The organism is Thalassobacillus cyri (genome assembly GCF_900107755.1).
GTDB lineage: Bacteria > Bacillota > Bacilli > Bacillales > Halobacillaceae > Thalassobacillus > Thalassobacillus cyri.
In genome coordinates this window covers 56,945-74,644 of record NZ_FNQR01000016.1, presented here as the reverse complement: position 1 = coordinate 74,644, position 17,700 = coordinate 56,945, and the positions used below count along the sequence as shown (strand labels likewise).

General features: G+C 44.5%; 18 protein-coding genes. 5 read left to right on the top strand and 13 right to left on the bottom strand.

Annotation, left to right across the window (positions count from 1 at the left end; all coding sequences use genetic code 11):
- Positions 1 to 36 precede the first annotated feature (36 nt).
- A complete protein-coding gene (locus BLV00_RS16720; protein WP_093046106.1) occupies positions 37 to 426 on the top strand; it encodes a YhjD family protein in 390 nt (129 codons plus the stop codon).
- On the opposite strand, the gene BLV00_RS16715 is transcribed toward BLV00_RS16720, so the two are convergent.
- The gene (locus BLV00_RS16715; RefSeq protein ID WP_093046105.1) at positions 374 to 892 is read right to left on the bottom strand and encodes a competence protein ComK; all 519 of its coding nucleotides are present in this window, start codon (positions 890 to 892) and stop codon (positions 374 to 376) included. The two genes, BLV00_RS16720 and BLV00_RS16715, sit on opposite strands and share 53 nt — an antisense overlap.
- A 122-nt stretch (positions 893 to 1,014) precedes the next feature.
- Positions 1,015 to 1,158 (bottom strand): hypothetical protein, encoded by a 144-nt coding sequence (locus BLV00_RS22080; RefSeq protein WP_176791666.1) that lies wholly within the window; start codon positions 1,156 to 1,158, stop codon positions 1,015 to 1,017.
- A 65-nt stretch (positions 1,159 to 1,223) separates the two neighbouring features.
- Between BLV00_RS22080 and BLV00_RS16710 the strand changes: the two genes are divergently transcribed.
- Both BLV00_RS16710 and BLV00_RS16705 read left to right on the top strand, forming a co-directional pair.
- Positions 1,224 to 1,697 carry a DUF3939 domain-containing protein gene (locus BLV00_RS16710; protein ID WP_093046104.1) on the top strand — a complete coding sequence of 158 codons (474 nt, stop codon included), beginning with the start codon at positions 1,224 to 1,226 and terminating at the stop codon, positions 1,695 to 1,697.
- Positions 1,698 to 2,960: 1,263 nt separating this feature from the next.
- Positions 2,961 to 3,551, top strand: a complete 591-nt coding sequence (locus BLV00_RS16705) for an SCO family protein (RefSeq protein WP_093046103.1) — start codon at positions 2,961 to 2,963, stop codon at positions 3,549 to 3,551.
- A 122-nt stretch (positions 3,552 to 3,673) separates the two neighbouring features.
- Here BLV00_RS16705 and BLV00_RS16700 read toward each other — a convergent pair whose 3' ends face one another.
- From BLV00_RS16700 to BLV00_RS16690, 3 genes are all read right to left on the bottom strand, one after another.
- Positions 3,674 to 5,212, bottom strand: a complete 1,539-nt coding sequence (locus BLV00_RS16700; RefSeq protein ID WP_093046102.1) for a fatty acid--CoA ligase family protein — start codon at positions 5,210 to 5,212, stop codon at positions 3,674 to 3,676.
- 158 nt (positions 5,213 to 5,370) lie between these two features.
- On the bottom strand, positions 5,371 to 6,369 hold the full coding sequence (gene lplA / locus BLV00_RS16695; RefSeq protein ID WP_093046131.1) for a lipoate--protein ligase: 999 nt from the start codon (positions 6,367 to 6,369) through the stop codon (positions 5,371 to 5,373).
- A 79-nt stretch (positions 6,370 to 6,448) separates the two neighbouring features.
- Positions 6,449 to 7,183: an MBL fold metallo-hydrolase gene (locus BLV00_RS16690; protein ID WP_093046101.1), complete on the bottom strand. Its 735-nt coding sequence runs from the start codon at positions 7,181 to 7,183 to the stop codon at positions 6,449 to 6,451.
- 131 nt (positions 7,184 to 7,314) lie between these two features.
- On the opposite strand from BLV00_RS16690, the gene yhfH reads away from it, so the two are divergent.
- A complete protein-coding gene (yhfH, locus tag BLV00_RS16685; RefSeq protein ID WP_084315598.1) occupies positions 7,315 to 7,443 on the top strand; it encodes a protein YhfH in 129 nt (42 codons plus the stop codon).
- A gap of 281 nt (positions 7,444 to 7,724) precedes the next feature.
- Here the strand turns inward: yhfH and BLV00_RS16680 are convergent, their stop codons facing one another.
- The 5 genes from BLV00_RS16680 to BLV00_RS16660 form a co-directional block, all read right to left on the bottom strand.
- Positions 7,725 to 8,450 carry a CAP domain-containing protein gene (locus tag BLV00_RS16680; RefSeq protein WP_093046100.1) on the bottom strand — a complete coding sequence of 242 codons (726 nt, stop codon included), beginning with the start codon at positions 8,448 to 8,450 and terminating at the stop codon, positions 7,725 to 7,727.
- A 243-nt stretch (positions 8,451 to 8,693) separates the two neighbouring features.
- Positions 8,694 to 10,103, bottom strand: a complete 1,410-nt coding sequence (gene hemY / locus BLV00_RS16675; protein WP_093046099.1) for a protoporphyrinogen oxidase — start codon at positions 10,101 to 10,103, stop codon at positions 8,694 to 8,696.
- Positions 10,104 to 10,112: 9 nt separating this feature from the next.
- Positions 10,113 to 11,042 (bottom strand): ferrochelatase, encoded by a 930-nt coding sequence (hemH, locus tag BLV00_RS16670; protein ID WP_093046098.1) that lies wholly within the window; start codon positions 11,040 to 11,042, stop codon positions 10,113 to 10,115.
- Positions 11,043 to 11,055: 13 nt separating this feature from the next.
- On the bottom strand, positions 11,056 to 12,093 hold the full coding sequence (hemE, locus tag BLV00_RS16665; protein WP_093046097.1) for a uroporphyrinogen decarboxylase: 1,038 nt from the start codon (positions 12,091 to 12,093) through the stop codon (positions 11,056 to 11,058).
- A 179-nt stretch (positions 12,094 to 12,272) separates the two neighbouring features.
- A complete protein-coding gene (locus tag BLV00_RS16660; RefSeq protein WP_342722971.1) occupies positions 12,273 to 14,453 on the bottom strand; it encodes a transglycosylase domain-containing protein in 2,181 nt (726 codons plus the stop codon).
- A 104-nt stretch (positions 14,454 to 14,557) separates the two neighbouring features.
- On the opposite strand from BLV00_RS16660, the gene BLV00_RS16655 reads away from it, so the two are divergent.
- Positions 14,558 to 15,064: an antibiotic biosynthesis monooxygenase family protein gene (locus BLV00_RS16655; RefSeq protein ID WP_093046096.1), complete on the top strand. Its 507-nt coding sequence runs from the start codon at positions 14,558 to 14,560 to the stop codon at positions 15,062 to 15,064.
- A 116-nt stretch (positions 15,065 to 15,180) separates the two neighbouring features.
- On the opposite strand, the gene BLV00_RS16650 is transcribed toward BLV00_RS16655, so the two are convergent.
- From BLV00_RS16650 to liaF, 3 genes are read right to left on the bottom strand one after another with little or no spacing between them, the layout of a single operon-like run.
- Positions 15,181 to 15,816, bottom strand: coding sequence for a response regulator (locus BLV00_RS16650; protein ID WP_093046095.1), 636 nt, complete (start codon positions 15,814 to 15,816; stop codon positions 15,181 to 15,183).
- A complete protein-coding gene (locus tag BLV00_RS16645) occupies positions 15,813 to 16,874 on the bottom strand; it encodes a HAMP domain-containing sensor histidine kinase (RefSeq protein ID WP_093046094.1) in 1,062 nt (353 codons plus the stop codon). Before BLV00_RS16645 ends, BLV00_RS16650 begins: the two co-directional genes overlap by 4 nt.
- 12 nt (positions 16,875 to 16,886) lie before the next feature.
- Positions 16,887 to 17,654, bottom strand: coding sequence for a cell wall-active antibiotics response protein LiaF (gene liaF, locus BLV00_RS16640; protein WP_176791663.1), 768 nt, complete (start codon positions 17,652 to 17,654; stop codon positions 16,887 to 16,889).
- Positions 17,655 to 17,700: the final 46 nt, after the last annotated feature.

Below are 17,700 nucleotides of genomic sequence, written 5' to 3'. Positions count from 1 at the left end.
ATATCAGAACACACGTTCGCAACGGAGGGAAATGTCATGCGCTACTTGAAAGAAGAAGAGCTGGAGGTCACCTCCCGCTACCTATTCCTTTCGATGGCTCTCGTGGTCATCCAGCAGGACCGCCGGCATATCGAAAAGGGTCAATTTAAAATCAAGGAGCATTATTTGGAGTTATTAGGGAAAATGGAATATGAAGCCCGTACCGAACGGAGAGAGCTCCGTGCCCGCATGGACCGGGAAAAGCTTCAGGTAGTCCAGGTCAGCAAAAATGATTCCTTCACTTCATTCCTGTTCCTCGCTCATGGCTATGAAGAAAAACGTAATTACTTCAACCCGGCTATTCGCAAAAAAGTTGAAAGTATCCTGTATGAACTTATGCAAAAGGCTCTGCGATCTGCTCCGCAGTATACACAGAAGAATGCTTGATCCGGTTTTCCAGCAAGAAACGGAACTGAGCAGTGCGCTGGATTTGATTGGCGATCATACCGGGAGAAACGGGCACAACAATCGAGGTGCCGTTAGTAAAATGAATAGTGGTATTGTAGCCGTCGTTGCTATCGAAGGAGTGAATATGGCTGTGGGCGATCCAGGAGCAGTCTTTTCGTTTCGGGGAAATAGTAGGAAAGAAGTAGATACCCATCGATTGGGAAATGACGATTGGCGGCTTATGAGTGAAACCGGCGACTTGTTTCGTGCCAGCTAAGCGCCCTGGCAGACTGGCGGCGAAATAGCGGCACGCTTCATCGACAAGCCGGCTGGGTTGGACTGGGATTTCGCGTTTCGAATGGGTTTCGAGCACCTCTGTCGTCACTTTCCCATAAGGAGTCGTTGTGGCGATCAGCGCGAGGGTCTGTGAGGTGATTTCGAAATCACCTTTTTTTGTTGGATTCATTCATGTCATCTTCCTTTCACAATCAAAATAATTTGTGCTCTTTAAATGTACCAGATAACATGAATAAAGTCCTAATTTTTCGCAAAAGTTTTTCAATTTTTTATTGAAATTTTATCCTTCTGCTATAATTGTGCTAAAGGATTCTGTCGTGCCTCCATTTCTTCCCTGTGACCATCATGCCAGCAGTCGTCATCCGGCCAGCCGAATTCAGGGTTGATACAGGTATAGATATCAAGCTCACGATCATTATTGTGCCCATAGTCCATTTTACACACACCTCCCCTGTTAGTGTGTGCATGACGGACATATTCTAAACAAGGAGGAATGATGAATGTGGAAGAAAAAGAAAAAGACAAAAAGCCCTTCAAAACCGACAGAAGTTTATGAACAGCGCAGCATTTCGATACATGAAGTACGGAAAGCGGTCAATGCTTATGCCAGCCAGCTTCCAAAAGGCGTCGAACTAAGTCTCATCATAAAGGAAGACTTGACGATTGATTATGACTTAGTGGCCCCTTTTCTGAAAGGGATTCCGATAGAAACTTACTATATGTCACGGGAAACTTATGAAATTTTTCCCGAGGAAGAAAAGCAGCTCGCCATCGACCTTGATACTGTCCAGCGTGCAGTCGATCAGTATATGAAAGCCACGAAGGAACTTCCGATTATCGAGAACGATCCTTACAAACGGGTGAGCTTTTATAAGCTCGAGACATTGAAACTGCTTCCTTACCGGCCTGATCGCGATTTCTACATTACAGATGAAGAATTCCTCATCACCTATCAATCCCCCTCAAAAAAATAAACGAGAACTCCTCGCAGCATATCGAGGAGTTTTTTTATGCAAAGGTTTAGCTAAGCATTGGTATTTCCTAAGACGCCTACGCAACTATCAGACCATAAAGTCGAAGACTTGCTTTCGAGATATTTTTGGAGTTTAGGAGCTACGGGAAACGATTCGCTTTCCGTGGGCGTGTGCTGAGTCTCCTCAGGCTTCGCCTTGCGGGGCCTCAGCGATCCCGCATTTCCCACAGGAGTCTCATCGTTTCCCTATGCCCCTAGTCATGGGAAGTTCTCGAAATCACACTTGTGAAAACCGCCCATGATAATAGAAAGAAGACTTTGGCACCTTTATATCCTTTGTAAATGCATCAAGATGAAGGTTTCAACTACATTCTTTCTCCTTTTGAAGGGTCCGTTTAGTACAAACTGGCTGGATGGGAACGGAAACGGCGAGACTCCCCGTTACCCTATCCTTTTTTTGAGGAACGAACCCTAAGCTGTAAGAAGATATCTTCCACATTCACTGCATGACAACAATGATGCAGGAAACAAGCTCTCTTTGTAACTGTTACTATGTTTGAAGGATTCTGCCTACCGACTCTTATAAATGCAAGGAGGTCCGGGAAATTGCGAGACTCCTCGAAAATGCTACGCATTTTCTTCGTGCGGTGTTTATTCAAGAAGCTTATTCAAAGTCCTATGGGAAAATAGTACATGGTGAGATCCCGCAGGGCTTTAGCCCGAGGAAGCTCACCGTACGCCCATGGAAAGCGAGTGATTTCCCGGACCTCCAAACGCTCACCACCATAACGGAAACAGTTTCTCCCAGTAAAGGGAGCATAAGTGGAAAATCAACACTGATATTTAACAGCGGGCAAAAAAGAGATAAAAAAGGACCAATATCCAACGGTGGATATTGGCCAAGAGACGACTGGTTAAACTTTTGAGTGAGGGAATTAAATCCATGAAAAAGCTTGGGAAAAGCTTTTCCATTGCAGTTGCCGATCGCCATCAGGTGATCAACAACTAACTCATATTTTTATTCTAATATATCCCCCCTCGTCCTTCACCGAAAAAATATTGCGGTACACCGCAAATGCCATTGCGTTATTTCTAGTTTCTGTCATAAAATTCTCATTTATTTGAATTTATTGTTATTGAAATGGGATTTTGTGAATTTCATTTTCAACCTTTTGTCATCAGTTCGCCACGAGTTTCCCCTATATTCCCTGCTATAACATTGTATGATAAGAATATATTCCATTCGTAAGCAGGGGGAGTTATTATGAAAAAAAGATATTATGCAATGTTTGCTGGTATCATTGCTATTGGTATTACCATTGGCATCATGTATCTGGAAGTTTGGCGTGATTCAGGGGTTCAGCTGCCAGAGGATATTCTGCTTGAAACGGTATCAGCAGAAAGCTATGATTTTGAAAACATGGAGCCAAAAGTACGCTTGATTGAATTTTACTACACCAAGTGTCCAGACGTCTGCCCGCTGACTACCCAGCGGATGATGCATTTAAGGGAAATGTTGAAAGAAGAAGGTGTCTATGGCAAAGAAGTAGAGTTCATCTCCGTGTCCATTGACCCTGAAAACGATACACCGGAACGGATTAAAAAATATATGGATACGTACGCCATCAGTCCTGATGAAGAGGGGTGGACTTTCCTGCGTGGCTCACTTGAAGATACGAAAGCTTTCGCCGAACCCTTCCGATTCCGTTTCCAGGACCGTGGAACAGACTATATTGTCCATGATTCTTTCACTTATTTGATTGATCAGGAAAACTATCTGATTGAAAAGTTTTCCATGGGTGAAGGATTCGATAAAGAAAAAGTGTTCAAACGGATTATGAGGACAGTTGACTGATTCCTTGCTGACACGCCGCCCTATTCAATTATTCCGAGTTATGAGTCAAAATCATTGGGTAAGAGACAATTTTATAGTTATATGAGACAAAAAAGAGGTCCGCAACGGGACCTCTTTTATATTTATTGAGCGATTTTATCACGCAGATTTTTACGTAAAATCTTACCTGTCGTATTCTTAGGAAGCTCTTCTAAAAATTCGACGCTTGTCGGCACTTTGTATTTTGCAAGATGTTCGCGGCAATAGGTGATGACTTGTTCTTCATTTAAATCAGGATTATCAGAAACGACAAAGCTGATCACGCTTTCCCCGGAATCAGGATGGGGAGCTCCGATGACTGCTACCTCAGAAATATTTGGATGCTCATACAGCACTTCTTCCACTTCCCGCGGATAAACGTTATAGCCGCCGACCAGAATCATATCCTTTTTGCGGTCAACGATATAGAAATAGCCTTCATCATCCATTTTCGCCATGTCGCCGGTATATAACCAGCCATTTCGAATCGCTACTGATGTTTCCTCAGGCATTTTGTAATAGCCTTTCATGACATTCGGTCCTTTGACGACCAACTCACCGACTTCTCCTGGTGCCACTTCCTCGCCAAGCTCGTCCACTACTCTGTTCTCGACATTCTTGATATTCTTCCCGATCGAACCTGGCTTTCTTGGACGATCAAGCGGGTTGAAACAGGTGACAGGACTTGCTTCGGACAACCCATAGCCTTCCGAAACAATGACGTCGAATTTTTTCTCGAATGCTTTCAGAAGCGCGACTGGCATGGAAGCTCCACCGGAAATACAAATCCGGTTTTGCTTGAACGTCTCTTCCATGCCATCGCCTGTCTGTAAGAGGTAATTATACATCGTAGGCACCCCTGCAAAGACGGTGGCCTGCCATTCCTTTGAAATTTTGAAAACTTCCTGTGGCGAGAACTTCGGCACGATCAGTATTGTTCCTCCGTTCATCAAAGGTCCATTCAAAGCCACGGTCAAACAGAACACATGGAACATCGGAAGCGCTGCGATGACCCGATCATCATTTGTAAATTCCAGATAATCAGCGACATCTTTGGCGTTGGAATAGATATTTTTATGTGTAAGCATGGCGCCTTTCGGCTTCCCTGTAGTGCCGGAGGTGTATAGAATGACTGCGGTTTGGTCATCATCCAGCTCCGGCCGCTCCAACTCCAGTCCGCCTGCTTCCACCGTTTTTGTAAACGATTTCATTTTTTCGCCCAGCGAAGACTGTTGCCAGTCCGGTTTACCACCTGTTTCCCCAACAAAATAATGCTCAATTCCTGGAATCGCCGCATCCATATGCTCGAATTTCTCAAGCAGGACATCCATTGTGATGACACCTTTCACATCACCATTTTTCAAAATGTAGCTCATTTCATCGACCGTATAGATCGGATTTATTGGGATAACGGTTGCTCCGACCCTTAATGCTCCGTACAATCCAATGATGAAATATGGACTGTTGCCTGCCACTAATGCCAGGTGATCACCTTTTCCATAACCGAGCCCCTTCAAACTGGAAGCAAATTTCGTGACGGCTCCTTCTAATTCCCGGTAGCTGGTTTCTTTGTCCTGGAATATGTAGGCTGCTTTGTCCGGTTGCTGCTTGGCCGTCAACGACAACTGATCACTAATATTCAAGCATGATTCCCCCTTTTTCCATTAAATGAATGAATAGTCATTCATCATATTGTAAAAAATATTCATTCTAATTATAAAATACTGAAAACTTTCCTGCAACCTCCGATTCTTAAGCCCCTTTAAAAAAAAGACCCCTCATCACGGGGTCTTTCAAGCTATCAATAAATAATATTTAAAAAGTCTTCTTTGTTTATTTTACCAAGATAATGGGCAATATCTACATCAGCAAGTGCTTGATCAATCGCACTTTTCTCGTATTTTGTTTCAATTAGCCGCTCTTCGATTTCACTAATATCGCCGACACCGAAAAAGTCGCCGTATATCTTCGCATTTTTTATGACCCCTTTTGCGACATCCAGACGAACATCATAGCTGCCTGCTCCTTCAATCCGCTTCGTATGCTGAATATTGAACTTCGGAGACTTTCCGTAATTCCATTCCCAGTTTTGGTAGCGTTCTTCGGACAATTGATGAATCGCTTTCCAATCTTCATCTGTCAGTTTGTATTGTGGTACGTCTTTCACATCTTCTACATCAAAAATATAGCGAAGAATCATGCGCTTAAACTCGTCCATTGTAATTTTTTCTTCCAGGTATTCAGAAATATTAGCAACCCGGCTGCGAATCGACTTGATACCTTTGGATTTGATTTTCTCGGTTTTGACATTCAAGGATTTCACCACATGCTCGACCTCTGAGTCGAACATCAATGTACCATGGCTGAACATTCTGCCTCGTGTAGAGAACTGGGCGTTCCCGGAAATTTTCCGCCCCTCAACAGTGATATCATTCCGGCCGGAAAGCTCTGCTTCCACACCCAGTTTCTTAAGTGCCTTCGTAACTGGCTCTGTGAACTTAGCGAAATCATGGAAGCTGTCTCCGTCATCCTTCGTGATGAAACTGAAATTCAAATTTCCAAGATCATGATAGACTGCTCCGCCACCAGACAGACGGCGAACCACATGGATTCCGTTTTCTTCCACATAATCGGTATTGATTTCTTCCACCGTGTTCTGATTCTTTCCAATTATGATTGATGGTTTATTGATATAGAACAGTAAGTATGTCTCATTGATATCCAGGTTTTTCAATGCATATTCTTCAATAGCGAGATTGATCCGTGGGTCATTGATCCCTTCATTATCGATAAAAAGCATTACAATCAGCCCCTTTTTTATTCTGCCACCTTCCATTGTAATGAAATTCCGCTAAAGAAACAATTCATTGGGATCAGATTCAATGGGAGCTCCATGTCCATCCTTCATGCGCCAGGGAAACGGTCCCCTCGTACCTTTCTTTTGCTTCTTCGACCAATTGACGGTGTTCACCGAAATGAGGCAGGTGACTCAGCAGCAGTTCCTTCACTCCCGCTCCACTTGCCAGCTTGCCTCCCTCTTCGCTGGTCATATGGCCAGGTCCTGCACCATCCATCCCTTTGTAAAAATTCGTATCGGCAATTAACAGGTCTGTGTCTTGGGCAAATGAAATCCAGTCCTCGGAAAAACTGGTATCAGCCGTATATACGATTTTCTTTTCTCCATCTGAAATCCGCATTCCATAACAAGGCACAGGGTGATGGGTTTCATGAAAATCAACCGTAAAAGGACCAACTTTCAGGCGCCGGCCAGGATCGTATGTGATTCCTTCTGTAAACTGATGACTCAGACTCTCAAACTTACCTGTATCGTAAGGATGCCCGTAAATCGGCAGCTTCTTTTTGGCACCTTTCAGCGTATTCTGTACCAGCCAGGCATATTGTAAAACACCAATGTCTGCTACATGATCGTGATGATAGTGGGAAATAAGTACCGCATCCAGGCTGGTTGGAACCATGAATTTTTGCAGCCTGGACAAACAGCCGCTGCCACAATCCACCAGTAACCGGAAGCCATCTTGTTCATATAAATAGCATGAGGTCGCGCTTTCTATGGCGGGATAAGCTCCCCAATAACCAATGACCGTCATCTTCATAGTCATTCCTCCTATTACCATCATTTTTACTATTTTGACATTGTTTTATAACAGCCTATTGATTTATTAGTTTTGTTATAATACAATATGGGTATACTAATTCTAAACACATTTTCAGGAGGCGATTTTTCATGATGAGTATTGTTGAATTCTTTAAAAATCTACCACGTAAACAGTGTGTGAGCTGCGGTAATGCCATTGATGAGAAAGCGGATTGCTACGGAAACCTTTGCGATGAGTGTGATCACCCAGCACGCTAAGTGCTGTTATATCAATAACCTTTTGCTTTGATATCCTTCCTGTCGGGACAGCTGTTATATAGCTGTCCCATTTTTTTGTGATGTGTATTAATAGGACTATAACAAATATACTGTATGAACAAAAGCGCAAGCGCCTTGCTCACCCCCGACAAGCTTAAGACCTCGAGGGGGGGTCGGCTCTGAAGCTGGGACCACCACTACCAGCACAAAAAGAAAATTTATAATTTCCTAACCATCAAAAAAAGAATTCCGCCATTAAAACGGAATTCTTTTTACTACACCTATTTTCTGATAAACATTTGGGTCCAATAGTTTCCATCTTTGTCATATCCGACACCGATATGAGTCAATTGACCATTCAAAATATTTTTCCTATGCCCGGCACTGTTCATCCAGCCATCCACGACACTCTCAGGAGTCTGCTGACCGGCTGCGATATTCTCAGCCGCTCGCGTATAGTCGACCCCGAAGTCTTTCATCATATCGAATGGGCTGCCATAAGTCGGAGAGTTATGGGAAAAATAATCGTTCTCCGACATGTCCTCTGACTTTTCTTGTGCTACTTCCGTCACTTCTTGATCGATTTTCAGTGGTTTCAACCCATTCTTTTTTCGTTCCTGGTTGGTCAACTCGACAACCTGCCGCTGGATATCGTTAATATCCCCTTGAGGCTGGTTCTGCTTCGGCTGTGTCTGATTCTGTTCTGGCTGCGCCTGATTTTGCTGCGGTGCGTTATCATTACCTCTGTCAGGCGCGGCAGTATCGCCACCGTTCCAGTTCGGGTTGTAGTCCCGCTGGGTACGGTATTCACCTAAATCGAAACCAGTAAAGAAACGATATTCATCACGCTGCATCTCATTCCGGTCAGGAGTGGCATCACCCGGGCCATAATTAACCCGCTGCATATCATTATTCATATCCTGCAATCCCTGATCATTATCAGCGGCGCAGGCGATTAAAAATGTCATTAAAAACAGAGACATTACCCTTGTTAAAAGCTTTTTCATAAGATAACCTCTTTCTATTTGTGGATGGTCATCTGTAGTATTTGCTGTGTGATTGTAAATATGCCGTCTATAACCTCTCCTAAAATTGGAAAGCTCCTGACCTTGCTATCCCCTTTCGTTCACCGTGCCAAATAAAAAAACGAGTAGAAACTTTTAAGCTTTCCTACTCGATTTAACTTACTATTTATACAGTTTCTCCAAGTTATCTGAACGATTCAGTTATATATCAGACCACTTTATCATTTATTTATTTTGCAAAAAGTTTAATACCTTTCCGACTGCATCTTTCCCCTGGTCGATACAATCAGGTACGCCAACGCCATGATAAGATCCTCCAGCGAGGTATACTCCTGGAAGCTCCTGTGCCATGGCTTGGTGGATTTCTTCCATTCGCTGTTTATGACCTACCGTATATTGAGGCATGGCGTTTTTCCAGCGGGTAATTACTGAAAATTCCGGTTCTGCGGTGATATTCATTGTTTTATTCAAGTCTTTGAGGACGATATCGATGATTTCCTGATCAGATAAATCAACGACCGCTTGATCATCCGGTTTACCGACATAGCAACGAAGCAGCACTTTGCCTTTTGGTGTGGAATGTGGCCATTTTTTATGTGTCCAGGTGCATGCAGTAATCCGAAAATCACTGTTACGGGAAACAACGAAACCTGTGCCATCGATGTCTTTTTTGATAGCCGATTCATCAAAAGCGAGTGCTACGTTGGCAACAGAAGTTGCAGGCATCTCCTGGAAGGGCTTCATGAAATCATACTTGCTCAGCATACGCTCCGTAGCCAAATGCGGTGCAGCCAGAATGATGGAGTCAGCTTTCATGACCGTTCCATCACTTAGCAGCAAGTGATAATAGCTGCCTTTATTCTCTATATGATCAACTGCTGTATTGGTACAGACCGTATCATCTTCGAGCTGACCGGCAACGGCATTGACCAAGGATTCCAATCCATCTCTCAACGTCAAAAACATGCTTGGTTTTTGACCTTTTTTAGCAGGCTTGCGATTGGGCATCTTTTCATTCAAGCCTTTGATCAGACTGCCATATTCCTGCTCAAGATGATAAAAGTTAGGGAAGGTGGACATCAAGCTCAAGTTGTCGATATCGCCGGCATAAATACCTGAAAGCAACGGTTCAATCAGATTTTCGACGACCTCATCACCCAGACGGCCACGGAAGAAATGACCGAGCGATTGATCATCCTGCGGTTCCCCTTTCGACTTGACGAAATCCTTTGCCGCCTTCACTTTTCCAACAGGAGAAAATAAACTGGAAAAAAGGAAAGGCCGTACTTTTGTCGGAATTCCCATGAACGATCCACTTGGCATTTTATGCAGTTTGTTTTTCACTAAAATGTAGGATTGGCCAGTGCCATTCGGCACAAGCTGATCTCCCAGTCCTACATCAGCGGCAAGTTCCGAAGCACTTTTTTTCCGGGCCAGAAATGAGTCGGGCCCTCGCTCTATCGTAAAGCCATCTCTTTGTTCTGTACGAATTTTTCCGCCCAATTGATCACTTGCTTCTACAAGCTTCACTTCGTAAGGAAGCTCTTGATGCTTGATTTCTTTTTGTAAGTAGTAGGCAGCTGCAAGACCGGAGATCCCGCCGCCTACAACTGCAATTTGTTTAGCTTCTGACATGTACATCCCCTATTCTTTCACTTTTTCCAAAACTACTTCAGCTAAAGTTTCAATGAACCTAGGATGAGTATTTGGCATTTCCGGACGATAGTACTTGGCACCGACTTCCTCACAAACAACTTTACATTCATAATCATTATCATAAAGTACTTCCAAATGATCGGAAACGAAACCGACCGGCGCATAGACGAAGGATCGGTAGCCTTTTTCATGGTAAAGATCTCTGGTCAAATCCTGGACGTCCGGACCAAGCCATGGATCGGGGGTGTTCCCTTCACTTTGCCAGCCAATTTCATACTGTGTGATGCCTGAAGCATCGGCGATCAAGTCTGCTGTTCTTTTCAATTGGTCTGGATAAGGGTCGCCGCCCTGAAGGATTTTTTCCGGCAGACTGTGCGCGGAAACGATCAAACACGCCTTTTCCTTTTCTGCTTCATTCATCTTGGTATACACAGCATTAATCTGTTCTTTCCAATAATCGATGAAGCCTGGCTTATCATACCAGCTCTCTACAGATTTGATGGTCAAATCATGTTTCGCCGCCTCTTCCTGGGCGCGTCCATTATAAGATTTCACACTGAAAGTAGAATAATGAGGGGCCAGTACAAGAGAGACTGCTTCTTTGATTCCATCTTCGGCCATTTTAGCAACCGCATCTTCGACAAATGGCTCGATATGCTTAAGACCAAGGTAAAGTTTGAATTCCACATCGTCCTGTATATCATTCAGCTTCGCTTCAATCGCTTTTCCCTGATTTTCCGTGATACGAGCCAGTGGAGAAATTCCCCCAATTGCATCGTAGCGGTCCCGCAAATCCAGGAGCATCTCTTCGGATGGCTTACGCCCACGGCGGATATGCGTATAGTAACGTTCCAAGTCTTCTTCTTTATATGGGGTGCCATAAGCCATCACCAGCAGCCCTATCTGTTTTTTAGCCATTATATTTCACCTCTTAATTTCTGCTGGAGTATTCGTGGATCAATTGCGTCAATCGTTTCAACGTTTCCGGTTTTATGTCCGGAGTGACGCCATGGCCCAGATTGAAGATGTGGGCGGGGTTCTCTTTCCCCTCATCGATGATCCGCTTTGCACGTTCCTCAATGACATGCCAGTCGGATAAAAGCAGGGACGGATCCAGATTTCCCTGGAGCGGTTTTGTAATTCCTGCATTTCTCGCTTCCGTAATTGACATTCTCCAATCCAGCCCAAGGACATCAACCGGCAGGTCGTTCCATTCCGTAATCAAGTGCCGTGCTCCGACGCCGAACAGGATCAATGGTACGCCTTCTTCCTGTAATGTTGAAAAAATCCGGTGCATTACCGGCTTGATGAAAGTACGGTAATCTTCCTGGTTCAAGGCACCTACCCAGGAATCGAAAATTTGAATCGCTTTTGCCCCGGCGTTCACTTGACCTCTGACATAATCGATCGTCATATCCGCCAGTTTATCCATCAATAAGAACCACGTTTCGGAGTCGCTGTACATCAATGACTTTGTTTTATTATAATTTTTCGACGGTCCACCCTCAATCATATAGCTTGCCAGGGTAAATGGAGCTCCGCTGAAGCCGATCAACGGGACATCCAGCTGTTCCTTCGTCAACAGGCGAATCGTGTCCATTACGTATGGAACATCGGATTCGGGATCAATGGTACCCAATTTCTCCACATCTGCTTTGGACGCGATCGGATTATCGATGACTGGACCAACGCCTTTCACGATATCCACATCGACACCAATCGCTGGTAATGGCGACATGATGTCCTTATATAGGATCGCTGCATCGACACCGTATTGCTCAACCGGCAGCCTTGTTACATACGCACACAGCTCCGGCTGATGGGTGATTTCAAACAAAGAATATTTCTCCTTCAGCTGGCGGTACTCAGGCTGGGAACGTCCTGCCTGACGCATATACCAGACCGGTGTGTAATCGGTCGTTTCCCCACGGAAAGCTTTCAAAATCGTATCGTTGATCTGTCTTGTCATGCAAAATTACCCCTTTACTATATGTTGATCTAAGCGGGATGAACAGAAGCATCGTGCTTCCGGCTGGACCACTTCTTTGCTCAGCTGTCATACTTTTTATCCGTATTCCACTATAACACTTTTTTACTATCTACATAGTAATTGATGATTTTTGTCACCATTTTGTACTTTTTAAGCTGCTACCATTCCAATACTGCTTTATTGGACGGTTCCCCTTCCATTTTTGTCAGTGGATCATAAGGAACGACATAATAGGTATTTCGCTTAAAAACATCACTTGGATTCACGGTATAGGAACCCTCGCCAGTCACTTCGCCAATTCGCGTATCGACTCCAGGTTCATCCCGGTAGACCCGATAGACAACTCGATCATCCTGTGCCGGTGTCCAGGACAATCTTCCTCTCACCAGGGAGACGCCCCCAACTTCAAAGTTCACCTTTAGATCGTCGATTACAGGAAGCTGCATCGGCGGCGGCACTTCTTTCACTTTCTCTGGTTTCTGGAAACTTGCACTCAACCCTTTCTGGCGATCGATTTCCGTCAATATCGACTTCATCATGGCTGTCGGATAACTGCTTCCACCTTCCAGGTAGTGATCTTTTCCGGAAGAATCATACCCCATCCATACACTGCCGACATATTCGGGGGTGTAGCCGGCAAACCACACGTCTTTATTTTTTCCTGCTACAGAATCATGCTGCTGGGTACCTGTTTTTCCGGCTAATGCTTTTCCATAATTGCCAGCTGTTCCAGTTCCATGAGTAACGACTCGCTGGAGCATCTCGGTGATATTCCAGGCTACCTGTGAGGAAAAAACTTTCCGCTCTTCCGGTTTCATCTCTTCTATGACTTTGCCGTTGCGGTCTTCTATCTTTTTGATCGTGTAGGCATCAATGGCTTTGCCGCCTTTGGCAAATGCTCGATAAGCTTCGACCATCTGGACTGGTGTGTACCCATGCTCAAGACCACCAAGTGCAAGTGAAAGCCCGCTATCATTCGTTTCAAGATTAAGCTTTTTCAAGTACTCCTTGGATGTATCGATTCCAATCTGATCGAGCAGCCAAACAGCAGAGACGTTTTTAGACTCCACTAGAGCCTGGTATAGCGAGACGATTCCTTCATAATTACCATCATAGTTCTTTGGTTGATACTTGCCAAATTTCATCGGCCTATCCACCAATAAGGAATATGGATGATACCCCGCTTCCATCGCCGGTCCATAGACCGATAATGGTTTGATGGTCGATCCGGGAGCGCGCCGGACATTCGAACGGTTCATGCCACCATGTTCAAAATCACGGCCGCCGATAGCAGCAACAACCGCTCCACTATCTGCATCCATCAACGTGAATGCTCCTTGCACACCTTCCACAGAACCAGGGGCATACTCTCCATTTTGCATCTGATCATAGGCGATTTTCTGAATGTCCGGATCCATACCGGTTACGATGCGGTAGCCGCCACGTTTCAGTTCATCACGACTGATATTGTAGCGTCCAGCCGCTTCCCGGATAACGAGATCCACATAACTATTCGACCATTTCTGCTCCTCCTGTTCCTGATGATTCACTTCCAATGTCTTACCTTGAAGCTGCAGCATCTGCTCGGAAGTAATCATGCCAACATCATGCATCCGGCTCAATACAACATTCCGGCGCTTCACTGCTTCTTCAGGATTATCGAGCGGAGAATACGTATTCGGAGCTTTCGGCATCCCCGCCAGCATCGCCCCTTCGGAAATGGTCATTTCAGAAGCAGGCTTGCTGTAAAAAGTCTGCGAGGCCTGTTCAATCCCATAAATTCCTTTGCCAAAATAGATGCGGTTCAAATAGAGCTCCAGTATTTCTTTTTTAGTATAATTCCGCTCTAAATAAAGAGCGGCCATGACTTCCTTTGTTTTTCTCATCCACGTTTTATCGTTGGACAAAAATAAATTTTTGGCAAGCTGCATCGTAATCGTACTGCCGCCCTCCACCTTTTTCATTGCAATCAAGTCCTTGTACAGCGCACGGATGATTGCACGAGGATCAATCCCGCCGTGTTCATAAAAGCGGGCGTCCTCGACGGCAATAAAAGCATCTTCAACATGATCAGGAACTTCATCAATGGATATCAAGGTGCGATTTTCTGTATATATCCGCTCAATCACTTCTCCATTTTCCAACTCGACTGTCGTAGCGTCATTCAATACAAGCTTTTCTTTATCGGCTACCAAAATTCCGCCAAACAGGATGGTCAGATAACCAAGCACCGCTAATAGTACAACACTAAGCGCGACAATCGCTGCCCATTTATAACGCTTCTTCTTGAGACGTTTCATCCTGGTGGGTGGTCTTTTGCTGTCATTCCATATCTTCAAGGTTTGTGCATCCTTTCTTCTATCTTTCCTGTATGGGTTTTAACTTGTTTTTTCAATTCTTTCATTGCTACACTGAATTTATAATGGAAAGGGGAAATGTGCAAATGAAAGTTTCTATGACAAATGGTACACCAAACTATTTAGCAAATCTAGATAAGAAACACCCAGAAACTACACTCTTTTTCATGCAAGACGAGGACAAGACAGTCGCTTACCATGAAGGTGAACCGTCCATATTCGAAGAAGGACGGGAATATGAAACCGTAGAAGCTGTAGGTGAAATGAAGCCCGACGGGTTCGTGGTAATGAATAACATTCCGGTCAGTGATGAAGGTCGTCCAGTTTTTGAAGATCGTTTTAAAAACCGCAAAGGCGGCGTTGAACAAATGGAAGGTTTCCAGGCCTTGCGCATTCTCCGTCCTTTAAAGGGAAACACCTATGTCGTATTGACTCAGTGGCGAAATGAAAATGATTTTGAGGACTGGAAGAATTCCCAATCTTTTGAGAAGGCACATCAAAACTCCGGACCAAATCACGGCAAAAAACCTTCCTTCATTGATGGGAATGCTTATATTACGCAATACCATATGGTTCAATTTGTAGATGAATAAAAAAGTGAGCGGCATGAGGCCGCTCACTTTTCATATTCACTTGCAATTTAATCGTAAATTCAGCTAAATTGATCGCTCACAAGCCGGATTTTCACGTCCGCTCGGCTTCTTTTTATTTATATCTTTTTCAATAATCGATTCTTATGAGCATAGACTGCCGCCTGGGTACGGTCGTGAACGCCGAGTTTACTGAGGATATTGCTGACATGGGTTTTGACCGTCTTGATACCGATATAAAGGGAATCGCTGATTTCCTGATTCGTCATTCCTTCACCGATACATAACAATACTTCCAGTTCCCTTTGCGTCAACTCGTCATGGGGTTTCTTTTCTGAAGATCGAAAGCGATTCATCATTTTGCTTTGTACCTTCGGTTCGATTGTATTTTCGCCACGGTATGCTTTTTTGATCGCACCCGCTATTTCATCCGCAGAAGATGTCTTCAGCATGTAGCTGAACGCGCCTGCTTCTAAAGCCGGAAATACCTTTTCATCGTCATAATAGCTTGTCAATATGATCACTTTGCAACCCGGATGATCGGCCATGATTGTTTCAGTAGCCTCAATCCCGGTCCCATTCTCCATGATCAGATCCATCAATACCACATCCGGCTTCAGTTCTGCCACCAATGCTGCTCCTTCATATCCGCTCGAGGCTTCACCGACAATATCAAGCTCGTCTTCCGTGTTCAGATAAGCGATGACTCCTTTTCGTACAACATCATGGTCATCCACCACCACTACCCGTATCATCCAATCTCCCCCTTCACTTCCCGTAATGGCACACGAATATCAATATGCGTCCCTTCACCTTCCCGTGAGCGGATGGCAAAGGCTCCCCCGATTTCCTCGGTTCTTTCTTTCATCGTCTTCAATCCGTAGGAAGCAACAATCGTTTCTTTTTCAGCGGTATCGAAACCGACGCCATTATCTCCAATATGTAAAAATAGTTCCTTGTTTTTCCTGTTTACTGTCACTTTTACCTCTGTTGCATTAGAATGACGCAGAATATTAGAAAGTGCTTCCTGGACGATACGGAACAAATGCTCTTCGATTGTTTGAGAAAAAACCTCTGTTTCTTCCAGATGGAGGTGAAAATGGATCGGACATTTCTGTTCCAATTCCTCTACCAGCCGCTTGATCCCCGTCGCTAGAGGTTCTCCTGATAAATGAACAGGACGAAGATGCAATAATAATGCCCGCATCTCTGTTTGTGCCTGCAGCGCCATGGAAGTGATTTCTTCCAGCTGCTGTTTCGCTTTTTCCGGCTTTTTATCAAACATTCTTACCGCAGCCTGAGACATCATGGTCAATGCGAATAACTGCTGGCTTACCGCATCATGTAAATCACGGGCCAGCCGTTGACGCTCTTCAATGGTCGCGGCACTATGGGCTTTTTTTGCCAGTTCTGCTTTCTCATCCGCCAACCGTACCAATGACTCCTTTTGCTCCTGCAGTTTTCCGCCAAGCTCATTCAATTCTCCACCAATCCTGGCAATTTCATCTTCTTCACTGAATAATACCTTCGTTTTGAAATTGCCCCTCGCGAGATGGGTAATGACGGTTGATAAACTGTCAATCCGGTCTTTCAGATCTCCACTTGACCGGAAGCCTGCATAAAAAGACATAAACAGGCCAAGCAAAAAGTAAACAGACATAAACAAAAGAATAGCCCCCGGCGACAGCCATGACGGTGAAAACCAAACATGAATCGACAACAGCACCGCAAGGAGGACGAACGTGTTCAATATTAAACCGAATAAATGAGATCTTATAAAGCTGTATCGGATACTGCTCAACCGCTTCAACATATTCATCCGCTCCTATACTTTATCGACCCGGATATCGCCGGCCTTTAATTCAATAGCGACCGTCAACCTCCGTGTCGCTTCCTGGTAGCCTGGCGTCTCATAAGACACCGTACGGTTGATGCCATCTGTCTTTTTCCCCAGGATGGAAATATTGCCTGCTTTCACGAATGCTTCAATACGAAATTCCAGATGCTCGGGCATCAGCATCTTAATATCTCCAGCCCATCCCTTCACGGAAATCGGAGTATCTTCTTCAGGAATGAAAGCTTTCGTAAAATCAAAATGATAGTCGCCGACCACATTGCGCAGCTCCATTGGCTCTACTTTCCAGTTATCTGCAGTATATTGATGATCGCCGATTACCATGTGTTGTTTTTTATGTTTCTTTTTTGCAGCTTTCCCATCCCCGCCATTCGTATCTACCTCTACCCGGAATTTTGGTTTGCTGCCGCCAAGAAATATCCCAAATCCGATATAGATGAACAACAGCGGCCATAATTGCAGCACATCTCCGAAAGTGAACGGAATAACATTTACCTTACCCAGCAGCACCAATACTCCATAAATGAACAGGAAAGACCCTGCCATCCATGAGCCACCGTTGCCGGTGATGCGGTCCCACCAAAGCTTTAGCCCTATAATTGTCAAGCAGGCCGCAATAATGATGCCCCAGGAAAAATACAACGTTTTTTCAATTACTCCGAGGTTCTCCAGCACCAGTATAATGCCAACTGCTATCAACAAAAAAGCAAGCAGAAATTGTAACCATCCTTTTCTCATCATCGCTCATCCCTTTTTATCTCTATCTTTTGTAAATTAGACATTT

Bases quoted from the DNA above. Each gene is read 5' to 3' on its own strand.
- BLV00_RS16720 (WP_093046106.1), top strand. From the start codon at position 37: ATGCGCTACTTGAAAGAAGAAGAGCTGGAGGTCACCTCCCGCTACCTA.
- BLV00_RS16715 (WP_093046105.1), bottom strand. From the start codon at position 892: ATGAATCCAACAAAAAAAGGTGATTTCGAAATCACCTCACAGACCCTC.
- BLV00_RS22080 (WP_176791666.1), bottom strand. From the start codon at position 1,158: ATGGACTATGGGCACAATAATGATCGTGAGCTTGATATCTATACCTGT.
- BLV00_RS16710 (WP_093046104.1), top strand. From the start codon at position 1,224: ATGTGGAAGAAAAAGAAAAAGACAAAAAGCCCTTCAAAACCGACAGAA.
- BLV00_RS16705 (WP_093046103.1), top strand. From the start codon at position 2,961: ATGAAAAAAAGATATTATGCAATGTTTGCTGGTATCATTGCTATTGGT.
- lplA (WP_093046131.1), bottom strand. From the start codon at position 6,369: ATGCTTTTTATCGATAATGAAGGGATCAATGACCCACGGATCAATCTC.
- BLV00_RS16690 (WP_093046101.1), bottom strand. From the start codon at position 7,183: ATGAAGATGACGGTCATTGGTTATTGGGGAGCTTATCCCGCCATAGAA.
- yhfH (WP_084315598.1), top strand. From the start codon at position 7,315: ATGATGAGTATTGTTGAATTCTTTAAAAATCTACCACGTAAACAGTGT.
- BLV00_RS16680 (WP_093046100.1), bottom strand. From the start codon at position 8,450: ATGAAAAAGCTTTTAACAAGGGTAATGTCTCTGTTTTTAATGACATTT.
- hemY (WP_093046099.1), bottom strand. From the start codon at position 10,103: ATGTCAGAAGCTAAACAAATTGCAGTTGTAGGCGGCGGGATCTCCGGT.
- hemH (WP_093046098.1), bottom strand. From the start codon at position 11,042: ATGGCTAAAAAACAGATAGGGCTGCTGGTGATGGCTTATGGCACCCCA.
- hemE (WP_093046097.1), bottom strand. From the start codon at position 12,093: ATGACAAGACAGATCAACGATACGATTTTGAAAGCTTTCCGTGGGGAA.
- BLV00_RS16655 (WP_093046096.1), top strand. From the start codon at position 14,558: ATGAAAGTTTCTATGACAAATGGTACACCAAACTATTTAGCAAATCTA.
- BLV00_RS16650 (WP_093046095.1), bottom strand. From the start codon at position 15,816: ATGATACGGGTAGTGGTGGTGGATGACCATGATGTTGTACGAAAAGGA.
- BLV00_RS16645 (WP_093046094.1), bottom strand. From the start codon at position 16,874: ATGTTGAAGCGGTTGAGCAGTATCCGATACAGCTTTATAAGATCTCAT.
- liaF (WP_176791663.1), bottom strand. From the start codon at position 17,654: ATGAGAAAAGGATGGTTACAATTTCTGCTTGCTTTTTTGTTGATAGCA.